Origin of the sequence: Streptomyces sp. IBSBF 2435, from assembly GCF_036815005.1 — a bacterium.
In the GTDB taxonomy this organism is placed as follows: domain Bacteria; phylum Actinomycetota; class Actinomycetes; order Streptomycetales; family Streptomycetaceae; genus Actinacidiphila.
In genome coordinates, this window is the sequence record NZ_JAJSYW010000011.1 from 1 (window position 1) to 18,356 (window position 18,356).

General features: G+C 72.8%; 12 protein-coding genes. 6 read left to right on the forward strand and 6 right to left on the reverse strand.

Annotated features, from left to right (window positions below; translation table 11 throughout):
* Window positions 1–102: 102 nt before the first annotated feature.
* Window positions 103–1,362, reverse strand: coding sequence for a cation:proton antiporter domain-containing protein (locus tag V7E46_RS03890; RefSeq protein WP_333767077.1), 1,260 nt, complete (start codon window positions 1,360–1,362; stop codon window positions 103–105).
* A gap of 1,061 nt (window positions 1,363–2,423) precedes the next feature.
* Between V7E46_RS03890 and V7E46_RS03895 the strand changes: the two genes are divergently transcribed.
* The gene (locus tag V7E46_RS03895; protein ID WP_333767078.1) at window positions 2,424–3,104 is read left to right on the forward strand and encodes a GOLPH3/VPS74 family protein; all 681 of its coding nucleotides are present in this window, start codon (window positions 2,424–2,426) and stop codon (window positions 3,102–3,104) included.
* 35 nt (window positions 3,105–3,139) lie between these two features.
* Here the strand turns inward: V7E46_RS03895 and V7E46_RS03900 are convergent, their stop codons facing one another.
* Window positions 3,140–3,658: a signal peptidase II gene (locus V7E46_RS03900; protein ID WP_333767079.1), complete on the reverse strand. Its 519-nt coding sequence runs from the start codon at window positions 3,656–3,658 to the stop codon at window positions 3,140–3,142.
* A gap of 184 nt (window positions 3,659–3,842) precedes the next feature.
* On the opposite strand from V7E46_RS03900, the gene V7E46_RS03905 reads away from it, so the two are divergent.
* Complete coding sequence (locus V7E46_RS03905) at window positions 3,843–6,230, forward strand: phosphoketolase family protein (protein ID WP_333767080.1); 2,388 nt, start codon at window positions 3,843–3,845, stop codon at window positions 6,228–6,230.
* A gap of 81 nt (window positions 6,231–6,311) precedes the next feature.
* On the opposite strand, the gene V7E46_RS03910 is transcribed toward V7E46_RS03905, so the two are convergent.
* The gene (locus V7E46_RS03910) at window positions 6,312–6,791 is read right to left on the reverse strand and encodes a MarR family winged helix-turn-helix transcriptional regulator (RefSeq protein WP_329172063.1); all 480 of its coding nucleotides are present in this window, start codon (window positions 6,789–6,791) and stop codon (window positions 6,312–6,314) included.
* A gap of 113 nt (window positions 6,792–6,904) precedes the next feature.
* Here V7E46_RS03910 and V7E46_RS03915 point away from each other — a divergent pair, with 113 nt between their 5' ends.
* The 3 genes from V7E46_RS03915 (at window position 6,905) to V7E46_RS03925 (ending at window position 14,371) form a co-directional block, all read left to right on the forward strand.
* On the forward strand, window positions 6,905–8,014 hold the full coding sequence (locus V7E46_RS03915) for a substrate-binding domain-containing protein (protein WP_333767081.1): 1,110 nt from the start codon (window positions 6,905–6,907) through the stop codon (window positions 8,012–8,014).
* A gap of 409 nt (window positions 8,015–8,423) precedes the next feature.
* Window positions 8,424–10,133: a purine-cytosine permease family protein gene (locus tag V7E46_RS03920; RefSeq protein WP_333767082.1), complete on the forward strand. Its 1,710-nt coding sequence runs from the start codon at window positions 8,424–8,426 to the stop codon at window positions 10,131–10,133.
* A gap of 209 nt (window positions 10,134–10,342) precedes the next feature.
* Entirely contained in the window at window positions 10,343–14,371 is a 4,029-nt protein-coding gene (locus V7E46_RS03925) for a hypothetical protein (RefSeq protein WP_333767083.1), read from the forward strand.
* Window positions 14,372–14,437: 66 nt separating this feature from the next.
* Here V7E46_RS03925 and V7E46_RS03930 read toward each other — a convergent pair whose 3' ends face one another.
* The 3 genes from V7E46_RS03930 to V7E46_RS03940 all read right to left on the reverse strand — a co-directional run bounded on the left by V7E46_RS03930 (window position 14,438) and on the right by V7E46_RS03940 (window position 16,805).
* Window positions 14,438–15,409 carry an aldo/keto reductase gene (locus tag V7E46_RS03930; RefSeq protein ID WP_333767084.1) on the reverse strand — a complete coding sequence of 324 codons (972 nt, stop codon included), beginning with the start codon at window positions 15,407–15,409 and terminating at the stop codon, window positions 14,438–14,440.
* A gap of 71 nt (window positions 15,410–15,480) precedes the next feature.
* The gene (locus tag V7E46_RS03935; RefSeq protein WP_333767085.1) at window positions 15,481–16,344 is read right to left on the reverse strand and encodes a fructosamine kinase family protein; all 864 of its coding nucleotides are present in this window, start codon (window positions 16,342–16,344) and stop codon (window positions 15,481–15,483) included.
* Window positions 16,341–16,805, reverse strand: a complete 465-nt coding sequence (locus tag V7E46_RS03940) for a low molecular weight protein-tyrosine-phosphatase (protein ID WP_333767086.1) — start codon at window positions 16,803–16,805, stop codon at window positions 16,341–16,343. The genes V7E46_RS03935 and V7E46_RS03940 overlap by 4 nt, the downstream gene beginning before the upstream one ends.
* A gap of 619 nt (window positions 16,806–17,424) precedes the next feature.
* Between V7E46_RS03940 and V7E46_RS03945 the strand changes: the two genes are divergently transcribed.
* Window positions 17,425–18,279 (forward strand): PhzF family phenazine biosynthesis protein, encoded by an 855-nt coding sequence (locus V7E46_RS03945; RefSeq protein WP_333767087.1) that lies wholly within the window; start codon window positions 17,425–17,427, stop codon window positions 18,277–18,279.
* The last annotated feature ends 77 nt before the right edge of the window (window positions 18,280–18,356 follow it).

Genomic DNA, 18,356 nt, shown 5'->3' on the forward strand with positions numbered 1-18,356 from the left:
CCCCCCCCCCCCCCCCCCCCCCCCCCCCCCCCCCCCCCCCCCCCCCCCCCCCCCCCCCCCCACGGCGAGCTGTGTCCGTGATCCTCGTCCGCACGACAGGCCCTAGACCGACGCCGCTTTCGCGGCCTCCCGGCGTCCGGCGCCGGGCGCCGGGGGCACCTCGACAGGAACGCGGTAGATCAGGTTCAGCAGCGGGCCGGTCATCATCGTGGTGACGACGGCCATCACGACCATCAGCGAGTACAGCGGGCCGTCCAGCAGGCCCAGTTGCTTGCCGACGCCGAGGATCACCAGCTCGGTCAGACCGCGGGTGTTCATCAGCGCGGCGAGTGCGCAGGCCGGCCGGGACGGCAGCCGCAGCAGCCGCGCGGTGAGGTAGGTGCCGCCGAACTTGCCGGCGATCGCGACCGCCAGGATGACGCCCAGCTCACTGGCCTGGGTGCCGCCGAAGTGCCGCAGGTCCACGCCGAGTCCCGCGACCACGAAGTAGACCGGCAGCAGCAGTCCGCTGATCCGGGTGATGTGGTCGGTGATCTCGACGTGGAAGGCCTGCACCGCCTCTCCCTTGGGGGTGACCAGGCCGAAGATGAAGGCGCCGAAGATGAAGTGCAGGCCCATCGCCTCGGTCGCCGCCGCCGACAGCAGGATGCCGACCAGCACCACCAGCACCGCGCTGGGGTTCTGCGGCCGTGTCACGGTGCCGTTGCCGACCAGCCAGCGCAGGAGGGGGCGTATGACGAAGACGATGACGAGCAGGTAGGGGAAGGCCAGGACCAGCCGCCAGTGCTGGCCGCCGTCCGCGGCGACCGCCTGCACCCCGGCGAGTCCGGTCCAGGCCAGCACGTCCACCAGGGCGGCGGCGGCCAGCGCGATACCGCCCAGAGCGGTCCGGGACAGGCCGCGGTCGGCGAGGATCCTGGCCAGCACCGGGAAGGCCGTCACCGAGACCGACAGACCGATGAAGACGATGAAGGTGCCGTGCCGGTGGTTCGCGTGGTCGTGCAGCAGGTAGTAGGCCAGACCGATGCCGAGCGAGAACGGCACCAGCATCGAGCCGAGCGCGGTGCCGGAGGTCAGCCAGCCGCGCCCGCGCAGATGGCGGGCCTCGATCTCCAGGCCGACGGTGAACATGAACAGCGCGACGCCCACATCGGCCATGCCCGTCAGCAGCGGGCGCACTCCGGTCGGGAACAGCGAGTCGACCGCGCCGCCGAGGATCGTGGGACCGAGCAGGATTCCGCCGACGATCTCACCGATCACCACCGGCTGTCCGAACCGGGCGGCGACCCAGCCGAGCCCGCGGGCCACAAGCATGATCAAGGCGAGGTCGGCAAACAGCAACTGCACCTGATGACTGGACATTGCGTGGCCCTCTCAGTTGCCGCCGAGCATCTGGCTTCACCGCACATCGCCACCGCGGAACAACCTTGCCAGTCATTCCACTCAGCACCGGTTGATTGTGCTGGAGTCGGCTATAGAGCGTCTATATTCCGAATGGAAGGCGCTGACCTGCGGATACGCAGGCGACTAGGGGTTCGCGAGCAGGGGGTTGGGGGCCGCGGGCGCACGGGCGGGGCGACCGACTCGTACCAGTCGGCGCAAAACGCCCCCACAGCACAGAACATGACGGGAACCCACCGCGAACTCCGGAATGCACCGCGCTATTTGCACGCCGCTCATCGGCCCGCAATACGCCGTACACGAGAGTTCACGTCCGCTCGGCCGGCCCGGCGTCCGCTCCCCCGGCGGGCGGTCCCCGCATGCGGAAGTGCCTCTCCGTGCTGGCCAGGACGGCGGCGGCCCAGCGCACTCACGACCCGGCGAATCGCGACCGGGAGACGACTTGGGTCGGATAATATGAACACATCCCTCTAGTTGTACGTGACAACTGCATAATGGCGGCGAAACAATCGGGGTGCTCGGTGCAGCTCACGGAGGTGGTAACGCCCGCCGGACCGCACGATGTGCTGGCGTTGGCGATGGACGGCTAGCTCAGGCGGCGCGGCGCGCTCGATCCGTCCCGGGCCGTACCGGGGGCGCCTCTCCCTCGGAGTCGCTGGCGCTCGGCCATCTGGCCTGTCGGCGCCCGCGTACAGCACGAGCTCGGCGCGTACCTGTGCCCGGAGAAGAGCACCGTCAGCCTGCTGGTGGCCGCGATGGCCGAGAAGGGACGGGTCGAGCGCGGCCGCGATCCGCGGAACCGCCGGTTCCAGAAGGTGGCGCTGACCGGGTCGGGGCGGCGGCCGGCCGGATCGCCGAGGCGACGCGGCAGCGCCACGAGCGGTGGCTCGCCGCGCTGAGCCCGGCGGAGCAGCAGGCGCTGGCCGTCGGACTGCCCGCGCTGCTGCGGGCGGTGACCGGCGACACCGGCGCGGACGACGGCCGACCGTGGGCCGGTCAGGTGCCGCGGGCAGGCCGCCCGGGTGGAACTGGCGCCGGCCGAGGACGCGGTCCTCGTGTGCAGACACCGGAAGCACGAACGCCTCGAAGCGACCCTGGCCGCGGTCTTCGGTGCCGCCGGGGCAGTCCTGGCGGAGCAGGTGGCCGGCGGGCGGCTCGTCCTGACCGGCGGCCGGCTGGTGCGGGCGGACCGTGGCGGCTTCGGGAGCGCGGCCACCGGTTCCGTGACCGACACGCTGTGGGAGACGATCAGCGCCGGGAAGGACGAGCCGCGCGCACCGCGGCGGTGGATGCGGGACGCGGTCAAAGCCGAGGCGTACGCCGCGGTGCGCGCCGGCCTCGCGGAGCGCGGTGTGGCGCGGGCCGATCGTGGCCGCTTCCTGCTGGTCTTCCCGGTGACGCGCTGGACGGAGTCCGACCCGGCACCCTGCGCCGCGGTCCGGGAGCGCGTGGCCGAGGCCGTACGCCAGGGGCGCCCCGGCGAACGCCTCACCGTCCTGGCCGTGCTCGCCGACGCGTGCGGCCAGCTCCAGCACCTGCCACCCGAGCTGGACAAGCGGTCCCGCGCGGACCGGGTCGCCGATCTCGCCGCACGGACCTGGCGGGGCGGGGAGACCGCCGCCGCCCTGCTCGCCGTGGCCGCCGCCCTGACCCGGACCGAACACAGTGCGGAAGCGGCGCAGATCGCTGCCGCGAACGGCTGACCTGCACCCCGGGCCGGGCCCGCGCGGGGGTGCGGTCAGCCGCAGCCGACCTGCGGGTCGGTCGTCTCCGCCTTGGCGGCGGTGAGCGGTACGCCCCGCAGGAGCTGGACCATCACCGTCAGGACGCCCGCCGTGACGCACTGGTCGCTGAGGTTGAAGATGCCCGAGTGGCCGATCTGGATGAAGTCCAGGACGGCGCCGCGGCCGAAGCCCGGGGTGCGGAAGATGCGGTCGGAGAGGTTGCCGCCCGCGCCCGCGAAGATCAGGCCGAGGCCGACGGCCCAGCCGGTGGACCGCACCGAGGGCGCCGTGCGGATGATGAAGCCGAGCACGCCGATCGCCAGCACGGTGAAGACCAGCGTCGCGCGCGGCGCGAAGGAGCCGGCGGCCCCCGAATTGCGGTAAGCGGTGAAGGTGACGAGGCCGCCGAGCGCGTGGCTCGGCTGGTGGCCCTCGACCATGACCGCCGCGATCGCCTTGGTGACCTGGTCGAGGGCGAGTCCCGCCGCCGCCGTGATCCACAGCGCGCGCTGCACCGCTCCCCTGCCCGGCATCGGCCGCCTCCTGCGTGTCCATGACCGTACGGCGGCGGAACCGCCGTCCCGTCGAGCGTACGCCCGGCCACCGTCGTCCCCCATCGTGGCAAATTACCCTATATCCCCCCGAACGGCCCTGATGCCGCGGGCGGCGGGCGGGAAGGCTGGTGCGGACGACACCGTCTCCACCTGGAGGTCCCCCATGCCCGACGCGTCCACCAGCCGCCCGCCCGCGGCCCTGTCCGAGGACGAGCTGCGGGCGCTCGACGCCCATTGGCGGGCCGCGAACTATCTCGCGGTGGGCCAGATCTACCTGATGGCCAATCCGCTGCTGACCGAGCCGCTGCGCCCCGAGCACATCAAACCCCGGCTGCTCGGCCACTGGGGCACCTCACCGGGCCTGAACCTCGTGCACACCCATCTCAACCGGGTGATCAAGGCCCGCGACCTGGACGCGATCTGCGTCTGGGGACCCGGACACGGCGGCCCCGCCGTCCTGGCGAACTCCTGGCTGGAGGGCAGCTACTCCGAGACGTATCCGGACGTCAGCCGGGACGCCGAGGGCATGGGCCGGCTGTTCAAGCAGTTCTCCTTCCCCGGCGGCGTCCCCTCGCACGTCGCCCCGGAGACACCCGGCTCGATCCACGAGGGCGGCGAACTGGGCTACGCCCTCTCCCACGCCTACGGCGCCGCCCTCGACAACCCCGGCCTGCTCGTCACCTGCGTCATCGGCGACGGCGAAGCCGAGACCGGACCGCTCGCCACGTCCTGGCACTCCAACACATTCCTCGACCCCGTCCACGACGGCGCCGTCCTGCCCGTCCTCCACCTCAACGGCTACAAGATCGCCAACCCCACCGTCCTGGCCCGCCTCCCCGAAGCCGAACTCGACCAACTCCTCCACGGCTACGGCCACGACCCCATCCACGTCACCGGCCACGACCCCGCCACCGTCCACCGGGCCATGGCCCACGCCATGGACACCGCCCTCGACCGCATCACCGCCCTCCAGAAAGCCGCCCGCACCAACGGCGCCACCCGACGACCGCACTGGCCCATGATCGTGCTGCGCACCCCCAAAGGCTGGACCGGACCCGCCGAGGTCGACGGCCTCCCCGTCGAAGGCACCTGGCGCGCCCACCAGGTGCCACTGTCCGAAGTCCGCGACAACCCGGACCATCTGCGGCAGCTGGAGGAGTGGCTGCACTCCTACCGGCCCGACGAGCTCTTCGATCCCGAAGGCCGTCCCCGCCCGCAGGTCCTCGCCCACGTGCCCGCGGGCAACCGCAGGCTCGGCGCGAACCCGCACACCAACGGCGGACTGCTGCTGCGCGACCTGCCGGTTCCGGCCCTGGAACGCTTCGCCGTCCCCGTCGACAAGCCCGGCACCACCCTGCACGAGCCCACCCGCGTCCTCGGCGACCTGCTCGAACAGGTCATGGCCGACACCGCGGACCGCCGCGACTTCCGCCTGGTCGGCCCCGACGAGACCGCCTCCAACCGCCTCCAGGCCGTCTACGGAGCGACCGGCAAAGCCTGGCAGGCCGAGGTGTTCGACGCCGACGAGAACCTGGACCGGCACGGCCGGGTGATGGAGATCCTCTCCGAACACACCTGCCAGGGCTGGCTGGAGGGCTACCTCCTCACCGGCAGGCACGGCCTGTTCTCCTGCTACGAGGCCTTCGTCCACATCATCGACTCCATGGTCAACCAGCACATCAAATGGCTGCGCACCACCCGCACCCTGCCGTGGCGCCGCCCCATCGCGTCGCTCAACTACCTGCTCACCTCGCACGTCTGGCGCCAGGACCACAACGGCTTCTCCCACCAGGACCCCGGCTTCATCGACCACGTCCTCAACAAGGCCCCCGAAGTCGTCCGGGTCTACCTCCCGCCGGACACCAACACCCTGCTCTCCGTCGCCGAGCACGTGCTGACGTCCAAGGACTACGTGAACGTCGTCGTCGCCGGCAAGCAGCCCAGCTTCGACTGGCTGTCCATGGACGCCGCCCGCGCCCACTGCGCCCGCGGCGCCGGGCTGTGGGAGTGGGCAGGCACCGAGGACGTCCGGCGCGGCCCCGATGTCGTCCTGGCCTGCGCGGGCGACGTCCCCACCCTCGAAGTGCTCGCGGCGGCGCAGCTCCTGCGCCACCACCTGCCCCAACTCGGCGTACGGGTCGTCAACGTGGTCGACCTGGCCCGCCTGCTGCCCAAGGAGGAACACCCGCACGGCATGGCCGACGCCGAATACGACGCGCTGTTCACCCCCGACAAGCCGGTGATCTTCGCCTACCACGGCTACCCCTGGCTCATCCACCGGCTCGCCTACCGCCGCACGGGCCACGCCAACCTGCATGTGCGGGGATACAAGGAGATCGGCACCACCACCACGCCCTTCGACATGGTTCTGCGCAACGACCTGGACCGCTACCGCCTCGTCATGGACGTCATCGACCGCGTCCCCGGCCTGCCCGTCATGGCGGCAGCGGTGCGCCAGCGCATGGAGGAGGTCCGGCTCCGGCACCACGCCTGGATCCGTGAGTACGGCACCGACCTGCCCGAGGTCGCCGACTGGACCTGGCAGGACTGAGCGAGCCCCCGCCCGGCCGGGTCCGGTCCGGTCCGGTCCGGGAGGCGTACCCGGGCGGCGGGGCGCAGGGGCGGGCGCCGGTCAGCCGGGCAGGTCGGCGCGCGGGGCGTCGGCGGCGACCTCGGCGAGCAGCGCGAGAGCCGCGGCGAGCCCGCCGCGGTCGCCGTGCCCGCCCGCGCTCTCACCGAGCGCGGCGAGCACCCGGGCGTGGTCCTCGGCCACCCGGTGGGCCGCGCGCTGGTGCAGGATCCGGCCGCGGGCGGCGAGGTGCAGCAGCACCCGCCGCCGGTCACCGGGGTCGGGCCTGCGGTAGACCAGGTTGTCGGCGACCATCCGGTCCACCAGCTTGGTCAGGCTGGGCGCGGGCATCAACGCGTAGTCGGCGATCTCCGTCATGGGGAGCCCGCCGCCGTCCGCCACCGCGCTCAGCACCCGCCACTGCTCGACCGAGCAGTCCTCGGCCGCGAGCAGCTCCGACAGCCGCGCCACCATGAGGCGTTCTGCGCGGCTCAGGACAAGCGCGAGATCCTGCCCTGGCTGCCGTGCCGGATCCGATGGCATGTTTGCCGGTGTCCTTTCCCAGGTCTACTGTTCGGCCACATTAGAGGTCTCTGCGAGGGCGCCGGGACCGGGTCACCGCTCCTCGTGCCCGCACGGCCCTCCGGAGGTGCCGCATGCTCCCGGAACCGCCGGACTTTCCACCGCCGCACCCCCGCCGCCCTCCCGCGGGCGGCCCGGACGCGCCGCTCACCGTGGCGCTCGTCGTCCCGCTGCACGGCCCCGGCGGCATCCTCGGCCCGTCCTGCGAACTGGCCGCGCAGCTCGCCGCGGAGGAGCTGAACGCCGCCGGCGGGGTCGCGGGCCGACCGGTGCGGCTGGTCCCGGTGGACGGCGCGGGGCCGCCGCACCGGGTGGCCGCGGAGGTCGAGGCGCTGGTGCGGCTCGGCGCGGTGGACGCGGTGGTCGGCTGGCACATCTCGGCGGTGCGCAGAGCGCTCGCGCCCCGTATCGCGCACCTGGTGCCGTACGTATACACCGCGCAGTACGAGGGCGGCGAGCGCACCCCGGGGGTCTTCCTCACCGGGGAGACCGACCGGCGCCATCTGCTGCCCGCCATGCGGCTGCTGGCCGAGGCGACGGGCGTACGGCGCTGGTTCACGGTCGGCAACGACTACGTGTGGCCGCGTGTCACCGCGGGCGCGGCCCGCCGGCACGCGCGGGCATGCGGCGGGCGGACGGTGGGCGAGGCCCTGCTGCCGCTGGGCAGCGCCGACTTCGGTCCCGTGCTGCGGGGGATCGAGCGGGCCGAGGCCGACGCGGTGCTGATGCTGCTGGTCGGCGCGGACGCGGTGCGCTTCAACCGGGCCTTCGCCGCATACGGCCTGCCGGCCCGCTGCCAGCGGCTGAGCACCCATATGGATGAGAACATGCTGCTGGCCAGCGGCGCCGACGGCACCGCCGGACTGTGGGCGGCGGCCGGCTACTTCGAGACGCTGGCCACCGCGGAGAGCCTGGACTTCAGCCGGCGCTTCGCCCGCCGCTTCGGGGTGGACGCGCCGGTCGTGGGGAGCCTGGGCGAGTCCTGCTTCGAGGGGCTGCGGCTGCTCGGCGCGCTGGCCGAGCGGGCGGGCTCGCTCGACGTACGCGCCATGCACGCGGTGCGCGACTCGGTCGGCTACGAGGGTCCGCGCGGCGCCCTGCGGCTGCGCGGCAACCATCTCGACCAGCGGGTGTACCTGGCCAGGGCGGACATCTTCGACTTCGCGGTCGTCGCACAACTGTGAACTCCCTTCCGGGGTTGGCCGACCGGGCGGGGCAACGGCCGTGCGTTGCATGGGCATTGACAGTACCTTCCCCAGGAAATACTTTCTAGGGGAAGCATCTGCCTCCACCGCGGCCTGCCCGCACACCGGCCTCCCGGCCGTACACCGGCGCCGGGGCACGCGCATTCCGGGCGTGCGGCATTCCGGCGCCGCATCGCGGGCGTGCCGTGAATTCAGCCGAGCGGATTACCGCGCTTTCCCTGGGCCGCTTTTCCTTATATCTACGCGCGTCGCCCGCACCCGAATAGACGCGCCGCGCTTTTAAAGCGCCCGACATCACCGAGAAACACACCGGCGGGACTCTTCCAACGCCGCCCAGGACATGTCCCTGGCAGCGGAACGCACCCTGCGGACGGAAGAGGGAGTTCTCGTGACGGACACGGTCGACACACCCGCGCCTCCCGACGGCGCCACCGGTACGACGACCCGGCGCTACAACGGCTGGACGAAGAACACCACGCTGGAGGACTACTCGCTGCGCTACGCGCCCAAGTCCTTCCGCCGCTGGACGCCCTACGTGGTGGCCACCACCGCACTCGGCGGCATCGCCTACCTCGCCGACTTCGCGATCGGCGGCTCCATCGCGATCTCCCATGGATTCAGCAGCGCACTGATCGCAATTCTGGCCGCCGCGGTCACCATCTTCCTCACCGGAATTCCGATCTCGTACTACTCAGCGAAATACTCCATCGACATGGACCTGCTGACCAGGGGCGCCGGTTTCGGTTATCTCGGGTCCACCCTCACGTCCATCATCTACGCCAGCTTCACCTTCATCTTCTTCGCCCTCGAAGGCTCGATCATGGCCCAGGCACTCGATCTGGGCCTGCACATCCCGCTCGCGGTGGGCTATCTGATCTGCGCGCTGATCATCCTGCCGCTGGTCTTCTACGGGATGACCGCGCTGTCGACGATGCAGGTGTGGACCCAGCCGGTCTGGCTGGTCCTGATGGTGGCACCCTTCGTGTCGATCGCGATCCAGGACCCGCACGCCTTCTCGCGGTTCACGCACTTCGCGGGCAACTCGCCGACCGGTTCCTCGGTCAGCCTGCTCGGGGTGGGCGCCGGCGCCGGTGTGGCGCTGTCGCTGATCGCGCAGATCGGCGAGCAGGTGGACTACCTGCGCTTCATGCCGGACAAGACCCCGGAGAACAGCCGCAGATGGTGGAGCGCGGTGCTCGCGGCCGGTCCCGGCTGGGTGGTGCTCGGCGCGGCCAAGCAGATCGGCGGCGCCTTCCTGGCCTTCTACATCGCCGGGCACATCGGCCTGGCCAAGGCCAACGAGCCGATCCAGCAGTACGTCTCCGGTATCCACACCTTCGCCGCGCCGGTCGCGCTCGGCCTGGCCACCTTCTTCGTGATCCTCTCGCAGATCAAGATCAACACGACCAACGCCTACTCGGGTTCGCTGTCCTGGTCGAACTTCTTCTCCCGGCTGACCCACCGGCACCCCGGCCGGGTCGTCTACATCTTCCTCAACGTCGGTATCGCGCTGGCCCTGATGGAGGGCGGCGTCTTCGGCTTCCTCAACACCGTGCTCGGCTTCTACTCCAATGTCGCCATCGCCTGGATCGGCGCGGTCGTCGCCGACCTGGTGATCAACAAGCCGCTGAAGCTCAGCCCGTCCTACATCGAGTTCAAGCGGGCGCACCTGTACAACTTCAACCCGGTGGGCTTCGGTTCGATGCTGGTGGCGTCCGCGGTGTCCATCGCCGCGTACTTCCACGCCTTCGGCGCCTACGGCAAGGCGTTCTCGCCGTTCATCGCGCTGGTCGTGGCGATGGTGCTGTCGCCGCTGCTCGCGGTGGCCACCAAGGGCCGCTACTACATCGCGCGGACCGACGACCAGCCCGAGCCGCTGTTCCGGGAGGACGGCCTGCTGTCGGCGGCGACCTTGACCTGCGTGGTCTGCGCCGAGGACTTCGAGCGTCCCGACATCGCGGGCTGCCCCTTCCACAGCGGGGCGATCTGCTCGCTGTGCTGCAGCCTGGACAAGGACTGCCACGACGCCTGCAAACCCGCCGCGCGCGGGGCCGGCGGTCCGGTCGACCTCGGGATGCCGACGACCGCCGCCGGATGACGCCTCGGCACAGCAACGGCGAAGTGCCGGTCCGCGGACAGTCCGCGGGCCGGCACTTTCGTTGCGTCACGGGTCTTTACGCCGTCGCCATGCATGGTCTAGAACGACAGTCATCCGATGTTACGTCAGTCCGGCGCCCAGTTTCCGCACGCCACAGAGGAGCGATACAGAGAAGCAGGCGCATTCATCGGACTACTGCGTCAACGCCGTTGACTGAGAGCCGTATCGCCCTGGAGGGCATCGTGCAGAAATTCCCCCGCCGTATCCGGCGGGTTCCGTACAGACGGGCCGTCGCGCTCTGCTCGGCGGTGCTCACCGCCCTCGCGGGCGCCGCCGTGGCCGACGCGGGCACGGCCGCCGCAGCCGCGGGACCGACCACCGCCTGGCAGCACGGAGACTTCAAGCTCGACCCGACAGGGGTCGTCAGCCGCTCCGACCTCGTGCTCGGCTCGCCCAACACCGACCCCACCGCCTCCATGCCGCTGGGCAACGGATCGCTCGGCGTGTCGGCCTGGGCGGCCGGCGGCTTCACCGCCCAGCTCAACCGCTCCGACACCATGCCCGACCGCAAGTCGCCGGGCCAGCTCAACATCCCCGGCCTGTCGGTCATCTCGCACGCCGCCGACTTCAAGGGACAGCTCGACCTCACCAACGGTGTGCTGCGCGAGTCCGGCGGCGGCATGTCGATGAAGGCCTGGGTCGCGGCCGGCAAGGACGAGCTGATCGTCGACGTCTCGGGCGCCGACCCCGGCGTGCCCCAGACCGCCAGCATCAACCTGTGGTCGCCCCGCAAGCCCGCCGCCGCCGTGTCCGGCACCGTCGGCACCCTCGCCGAGACCTGGGCCGACGGCGGCCCGCCGATCGGCAGCGGGCGGATCTTCGGCTCGCTCGCCGCCATCACCGCGGGCGGGCGCCGGGTGAGCACCACCGTCACGAGCCCGACCCAGGTCCAGATCGGCTTCACCCCGCATGCCGACGGCACCTTCCGGGTCGTCGTCGCCTCCCCCGGCTGGACCGGCGGCAACGCCGCCAGGACCGCTGCCAAGGTGATCGGCCAGGACGCGACGGCGCCCGTGCGGAGCCTGCTGTCCGCGCAGGACCGCTGGTGGGACGGCTTCTGGTCGCATTCGGGCCTGATCGCGATGAGTTCGGCGGACGGCAGCGCCGAGTACATCGAGAATCTGCGCACGCTGTACCTCTACGAAGAGGCGGCGTCCATGAAGAAGGGCATCTACCCGGGCAGCCAGGCCGGCGAGGCCGACATGTTCGCCTGGAACAAGGACACCCAGACGTGGACGCCGTCCGCGTACTGGCTGTGGAATCTGCGCACCCAGATCGCGGCGAACATGAGCTCGGGCAACTACCGGCTCAACACGCCGATCTTCGACATGTACGCGGACGACCTGCCCGCGATCGAGGCGTGGACGAAGCAGCAGATGGGCGGGCGCCCCGGCTCCTGCGTGTCGGAGACCATGCGCTTCAACGGCAACGGCATCTCCCCCGGCGTCGGTGAGAACGGCTCGTGCAGCGAGCCCGGCAGCCCCAACTGGAACGCCCTGGACATCTCCTCGGGACCGGAGGTCGCCCTCTACATGTGGCAGCAGTACCAGGCCACCGGCGACAGGGCCGCGCTCAAGCGGTACTGGCCGTTCATCAAGTCGGTCACCGAATTCCAGCTCGCCTACCAGACCACTGGCGCCGACGGGCTGCTGCACGCCAACGCCAACGCGCACGAGACCCAGTGGGCGGTCCAGGACCCGACCACCGACATCGCGCTGGACCGCGCGGTCTTCCCGGTGATCGGTCAGATCGCCCACCTGCTCGGCACCGACCGCGGCGCCGACAAGAGCCTGGTGACCCGGGTCGCCGCCGCCGCGAAGAAGATCCCGCCCTACCCGCGGACCGACCAGGCCACCCGCAGCCTGCTGCTCAACCCCGGCTACACCGAGGCCGAGACCGCCGCGGCGGACGCCACCGGCACGGACATGATCGCGATCTCCTACCAGCCGGCCGCCGAGCGCAGGAACGGCGAGAACATCGAGCTGGAGCCGCTGTGGCCCTGGAACACCATCAGTGACCAGGACGCCGGCCTCTTCTCGCTGGCGCAGCGCAGCTACACCCACCGGCCCAACAAGGGCGGCAACGACTGGTCGATGGACGCCATCGACGCGGCCCGGCTGCAGGATCCCGCCGAGGTCCGCAGCAACCTGATCTCCCTGACCGAGGGACACCAGGTCTACCCCAACGGCTTCGCCGACCTCGGCAATTCGGTCGGCTACCAGCCCTACATCGAGCAGGAGTCCGGCGCAGCGACCGCGGTCGGCGAGGCACTCGCGCAGGACTACGACGGCATCGTCCGCTTCGCGCCGGCCTGGCCGGCCGAATGGGACGGCGCGGGCAGCGTGTACATCCAGGGCGGCAGCAAGGTCGACGTCCAGGTGCAGGGCGGCCGACTGGTCACCGCGGCGATCGAGGCCGGCACCTCGGGCACGCTGCGGGTGAAGAACCCGTGGCCCGGTCAGCGCACCGAGGTCGTGGACGGCAGGACCGGCCGCGTCGTCGTCAGGGGCGGCACCGCCGGCCTGCTGAACGTGCCCGTCAGGGCCGGCTCGTCCTACCTGGTGCAGCAGGTCGCCGCGCCCACCGCCGGCCTGCGCTTCGCGCGGGTCACCGGCAGCGCGCCGACCGCCGCCCGGCACCTGGGCGGCGTACAGCTCGGCCTCGACGCGACCGCGCGGTCCGGCAGCGCCACCGTCGGCACCGTGCTCGGCGGCGTCAACCAGGACTTCGGCCTCGCCCAGACCGACTACGCGGGCTCCGCAGGCGCCGTCACCACGGCCGGCGACGTGGCCGGGCTGACCGCCCGCACCACGGGCAGCTCCCCGGGCGGCAGCGACATGTACTTCGACATCGGCGACGACGTGGCCGCGACCGGGTCCTACGGCGCCAAGGTGGCGGTGTCGTACTTCGACCAGGGCACCGGCTCGCTGTCGGTGCAGTACGACGCGGGCGCCAAGGACCGCTACCGCCGGGCGGGCAGCATCGCGCTGACCGGCAGCAGGACCTGGAAGACCGCCGAGGTGACGCTCAGCGGCGCCTGGTTCGGCGGTCTGCAGAACGCGGGCGCCGACCTGCGGCTGCACTCGGCCTCCGGCCCGGTCACCGTGCACAGCGTGGGCCTGACGGTGACCGGCGCCTGGGTGCCTGACCGGCACGCCTTCCCGCCGGCCCCGGTGATCACCACTCCGCGCGGCGGCGCCACCGTCAAGCTCGCCTCCGCCGTGTCCGGTACGGCGATCCCCGACGGCACGGTGACCGTGCGTGAGGCGTCCGGGGTGCTGTGCACCGCCACCGCTGACGACAGCGGCGCCTGGAGCTGCGCCCCCGAGGGCGGCTTCACACCGGGGCGGCAGACCGCCACCGCGACGGTCGCCGACCGGAGCGGCATGGTCGGCGACGCCTCGGCCGGGGTCGCCTTCGACGCCTCCGACCTGCCGCCCGGCACCGCCGTGGTCGGCTCGGTCGTCGGCGCCACCGACCACGCGTACGGGATGAGCGAGGACGAGCGGCCCTCGGGCGGCTTCGACGGCCCGACGACCGCCTCGGTCATCGAGGGCCTGTCGGCGCGTACCAGCACCCAGAGCAACATCTACTTCGACATCGACGACTCGGTCGCGCACGCCGGCGCCTACGCGGCGACCTTCACCGTCTCCTACTACGACCAGGGCACGGGCTCCTTCTCCGTGCAGTACGACAACGGCGGCTCCGACCCGTACAAGTCGACCGCCGGGATCACGCTCACCGGCACCAACACCTGGAAGACCGCGACCGTGAGCGCCACCGACGCCTACTTCGGCGGCCAGCAGCACTCGGCGGCGGACTTCCGGCTGCGCAACGGCGGCGGCCAGGTGACGGTGCACAGCGTCGCGGTGAGGATCAGCGGTGACGGCGTCCCGAACGTCACCGGCTTCGCGCCGCCGGTGGCGATCACCTCGCCCGCGGCGGGCGACACCGTCGGCGCTGCTCCGGCCGTCTCCGGCACCGCGGAGCCCGGCGCGAAGGTGACCGTGACGTCCGACGGCGCGCCGCTGTGCACGGCCGCCGTTTCCGACAGCGGCGGCTGGACCTGCACCGGGTCCGGCGCGCTCGCCGCCGGGCCGCATGCGATCGAGGCCACCGCGGACGACCCGACCGGCACCCCCGCACTGCCGGCCACGGTGGCGGTGACCACGGCGTAACACCGGCGCGCACGGGAGCGGCCCGGCCGAACAGCCGGGCCGCTCCCGTGCGTTGGGCGGGGGGACCTACGCGAAGCCGGCGATGCCGCGCGGGGTGTAGTGCTCCTCCAGGCGCTTGCACTCGCCGTCGCCCAACCGCAGACCGACCGACGCGACGGCGTCGTCCAGGTGCTGCGGCCTGGTCGCGCCGACGATCGGCGCGCTCACGGACGGCTGGCGCAGCAGCCAGGCCAGCGCGACCTGGGCGCGGGTGACACCGCGCTCCTCGGCGATCACCGCGACGGCGTCCACGATATGCCGGTCGGTGTCCTGGTAGAGGGTCTTGCCGAACTCGTCGGTCTCGCTGCGCGCACTGGTGGTGTCCCAGGCCCGGGTGAGCCGGCCGCGGGCCAGCGGGCTCCACGGGATGACCCCGACGCCCTGGTCGGCGCACAGCGGCAGCATCTCCCGCTCCTCCTCGCGGTAGAGCAGGTTGTAGTGGTTCTGCATGCTGATGAAGCGGGTCCAGCCGTGCTGCTCGGCGACGTACTGCGCCTTGGAGAACTGCCACGCGTACATCGAACTCGCCCCGATGTAGCGGGCCTTGCCGGCCTTCACCACGTCGTGCAGAGCCTCCATGGTCTCCTCGACCGGGGTCGTCGGGTCCCAGCGGTGAATCTGGTAGAGGTCGACGTAGTCGGTGCCCAGCCGGCGCAGGCTGTGGTCGATCTCGGTCATGATCGCCTTGCGGGACAGCCCGCCGCCGTTGGCGCCCTGCCGCATCCGGCCGTGCACCTTGGTGGCCAGCACGATCTCGTCGCGGCGGGCGAAGTCGGCCAGCGCCCGGCCGACGATCTCCTCGCTGGTGCCGTCGGAGTAGACGTTCGCGGTGTCGAAGAAGTTGATGCCGGCCTCGACAGCCTGCCGTACGAAGGGCCGGCTCGCCTCCTCGTCCAGCGTCCAGCTGTGGTTGCCGCGGTCGGAGACGCCGTAGCTCATGCAGCCGAGGCAGATGCGGGAGACGTCGAGACCGGTCGTACCGAGTTTCAGGTAGTCCATGGCTGTTCAGCCTACGTCCGCGCCCCGCGGCCCCCGGGTGCCGCGTGACCGGGGACTCCCCCGTGCGGCGGTCAGCCGGCGAGGGCGGCGCGGGCCGCGGCGACCGCCTGATCCCCGTAGCCGCCGCCGAAGATCACCGTGTGCACCAGCAGCGGGAAGAGCTGGTGCAGCGGGAGGCGGGCGGCGAAGCCGTCGGCCAGCGGCGCCGCCTCCGCGTAGGCGCCGATGATCCGGTCCAGGTGCCGGCAGCCGAACAGTTGGAGCATGGCCAGGTCGGTCTCCCGGTGTCCGCCGTGCGCGGCCGGGTCGATCAGCCAGGCGTGCCCGTCGGCGCCCCACAGCACGTTCCCGTTCCACAGGTCGCCGTGCAGCCGGGCAGGCGGCTCGGCGGGTCCTGCCAGTTCCGGCAGCCGTTCGCAGACCTCTTCGACGGCGGACGCCCCGGCGCGGGACAGGCCGCCGCCGTCCACCGCCCGCCGCAGATACGGCAGTACGCGGTGCTCGGCGTACCAGCGCGGCCAGTCGGCGCCCGGCACGTTGCGCATCGGCGCCGTCCCGATGTACGCGTCCTCGGGGCCGCCGGGCGGCGGGGCGCCGAAGGCCGGTGCTCCCGCGGCGTGCAGCGCGGCCAGGTCCCGGCCGAAGCGGGCCGCCGTTTCCGGGTCCGGGCGGCCGGTCGCGATCAGGCCGGTCACCAGCCACCGCTCGTCGTGGCCGTGGACCGCGGGGACGCGGACCGTTCCGGCTTCGGCCAGCCAGCGCAGCCCCGCCGCCTCGGCCCGCGCCGCGCCCGGGCCGTCGGCGCGCTTGGCCATCACCTGCGTGACGCCGTCGAGCACGATCTCGGCGAGCGCGCCGGACAGCGGGCGTTCGCCGGTCACCCGGCGCCCGGTCAGCCGGGCCGCCGCGGCGCCGGCGCCGAGGCCGCCGGTCACGCGTCTAGGTGCTCGCGCACCTGGTCCAGGAGGCCGGGCATCGCGGCCTCGATCATGGCGAGCACCTCCTCGAAGCCCTCCTCGCCGCCGTAGTACGGGTCGGGCACGTCCTGGTCGCCCGCCGCGTCCGGGTCGAAGGACCGCAGCAGGCGGACCCGCGAGGGGTCGTCGGCCAGCCTGAGCAGCGCTTTCTCGTGGCCCCTGTCCATCGCCACCAGCAGGTCGGCGTCCAGATGGCCGGGGCCGACCTGGGCAGCGACATGCTCGACCGGATAGCCGTGCCGGGTCAGCGCCTCGGCGGCCCGCGGGTCGATGTCGTCGCCCGCGTGCCAGCCGCCGAGGCCCGCGCTGGTGACCCGCACCCGGTCGTCCAGGCCCGCCTCGCGCAACCGCTCGGCGAGGACGAGCGCGGCGGACGGCGACCGGCAGATGTTGCCCGTACAGACGAAGCAGATGTGCACGGCGCCAGCCTATGTCCGTGTCCCGCGCGGCGGCCCGGTGCGGGCGCCGCCGGCGGGTTCGCGCCACGGCCCCGGCCAGCCGCTCCCGGCGCGCCGCCGCGCGGCCGTCCCGAACGGCGCCGGGCCGGGCAGCGGCTGTGCCGCGACGGCCCGGCAGGGAGGCACATCCCCGTAACAGCCTGCCGGCCGGCAACCGGGCCCGAGGCGGCGAACGGCGGACGGCGCGGGCCACGTCCGACCCGCTCGCCGACGCCGACCTCGACATGACGGACGTCCTGCGGGGCGGTCGCCGCCGGACAGGGCGTGCCGCCCGCCACGGTCGCCCTGCGCCGGCTGCTCGGCCGGCCGGGGGGGGGGGGGGGGGGGGGGGGGGGGGGGGGGGGGGGGGGGCGGGGGGGGGGNCCCCCCCCCCCCCCCCCCCCCCCCCCCCCCCCCCCCCCCCCCCCCCCCCCGCCGCACCATGTGGACGACACGGTGGCGGCCGTCGGCCTGCGCCTGGAACCCGGCGACGCCGAGCGGCTGGCGGCCCCGTACCGTCCGCACCCGGTCGTCGGGCACTCCTGACGCGGCACTTCCGCGCCGCGGGAATGTCCCGCGGACCTGCGGGGTTGTCGCCGCCGTGACTGTGAATTCCGGGACCGAGATCCTGCGCTACACCGCCTTTTCCACCGACCCGGCGGGCGGCAACCCCGCAGGCGTCGTGCTCGACGCGTCCGCGCTCGACGAGCGGCGCATGCTCGCCGTCGCGGCGGAGCTCGGGTACAGCGAGACGGCCTTCCTCACCGGGCGGACCGGCGAAGGCGCGTACACGATCCGCTACTTCAGCCCGAAGGCCGAGGTGCCCTTCTGCGGTCACGCCACCGTGGCCACCGCCGTGGCGCTGGCCGAGCGGGACGGCCCGGGCGAGCTGGAGTTCGCCACCGCGGCGGGCGCCGTGCCGGTCAGCGTCGTCCGCGAGGGCGGCGAACTGCGCGCCACCTTGACGAGTGTCGAGCCGTACGTCGCGGACGCGGAGCCGGCCGATGTGGCCGAAGCGCTGGCGGCGCTGGGCTGGACCGCCGCGGAGCTGGACTCGGCGCTGCCGCCCAGGATCGCCTACGCCGGGGCCCGCCACCTGGTGCTGGCCGCCGCGACCCGCGCACGGCTGGCCGACCTCGACTACGACTTCGCGCGGCTCGAAGCGCTGATGCACCGGACCGGCCTGACGACCGTCCAGCTCGTCTGGCGCGAGGCCGGGCGCACCTTCCACGTGCGCGACCCCTTCCCGGTCGGCGGGGTGGTCGAGGACCCGGCGACCGGCGCGGCGGCTGCCGCCTTCGGCGCGTACGCCCGGGACCTCGGTCTGGTCCCCCCGGCCGCCGTCCTGACCCTCCACCAGGGCGCGGACATGGGCCGCCCCGGCACCCTCACCGTGGAGCTGCGCTCCGGCGACACCAGGGTCAGGGTGAGCGGCACGGGCGCCAGGATCGGCTGACGCCCGCCGCCACGGGGCCTGGCCGGCGGGCGCCGGGCGCGCTGCCGGGCGCCGCGAACCGGTGAGGGTGCCGGGCG

Coding starts and splice junctions, on each gene's coding strand:
- V7E46_RS03900 (WP_333767079.1), bottom strand. CDS start 3,658: ATGCCGGGCAGGGGAGCGGTGCAGCGCGCGCTGTGGATCACGGCGGCG.
- V7E46_RS03915 (WP_333767081.1), top strand. CDS start 6,905: ATGCTCCCGGAACCGCCGGACTTTCCACCGCCGCACCCCCGCCGCCCT.
- V7E46_RS03890 (WP_333767077.1), bottom strand. CDS start 1,362: ATGTCCAGTCATCAGGTGCAGTTGCTGTTTGCCGACCTCGCCTTGATC.
- V7E46_RS03930 (WP_333767084.1), bottom strand. CDS start 15,409: ATGGACTACCTGAAACTCGGTACGACCGGTCTCGACGTCTCCCGCATC.
- V7E46_RS03905 (WP_333767080.1), top strand. CDS start 3,843: ATGCCCGACGCGTCCACCAGCCGCCCGCCCGCGGCCCTGTCCGAGGAC.
- V7E46_RS03910 (WP_329172063.1), bottom strand. CDS start 6,791: ATGCCATCGGATCCGGCACGGCAGCCAGGGCAGGATCTCGCGCTTGTC.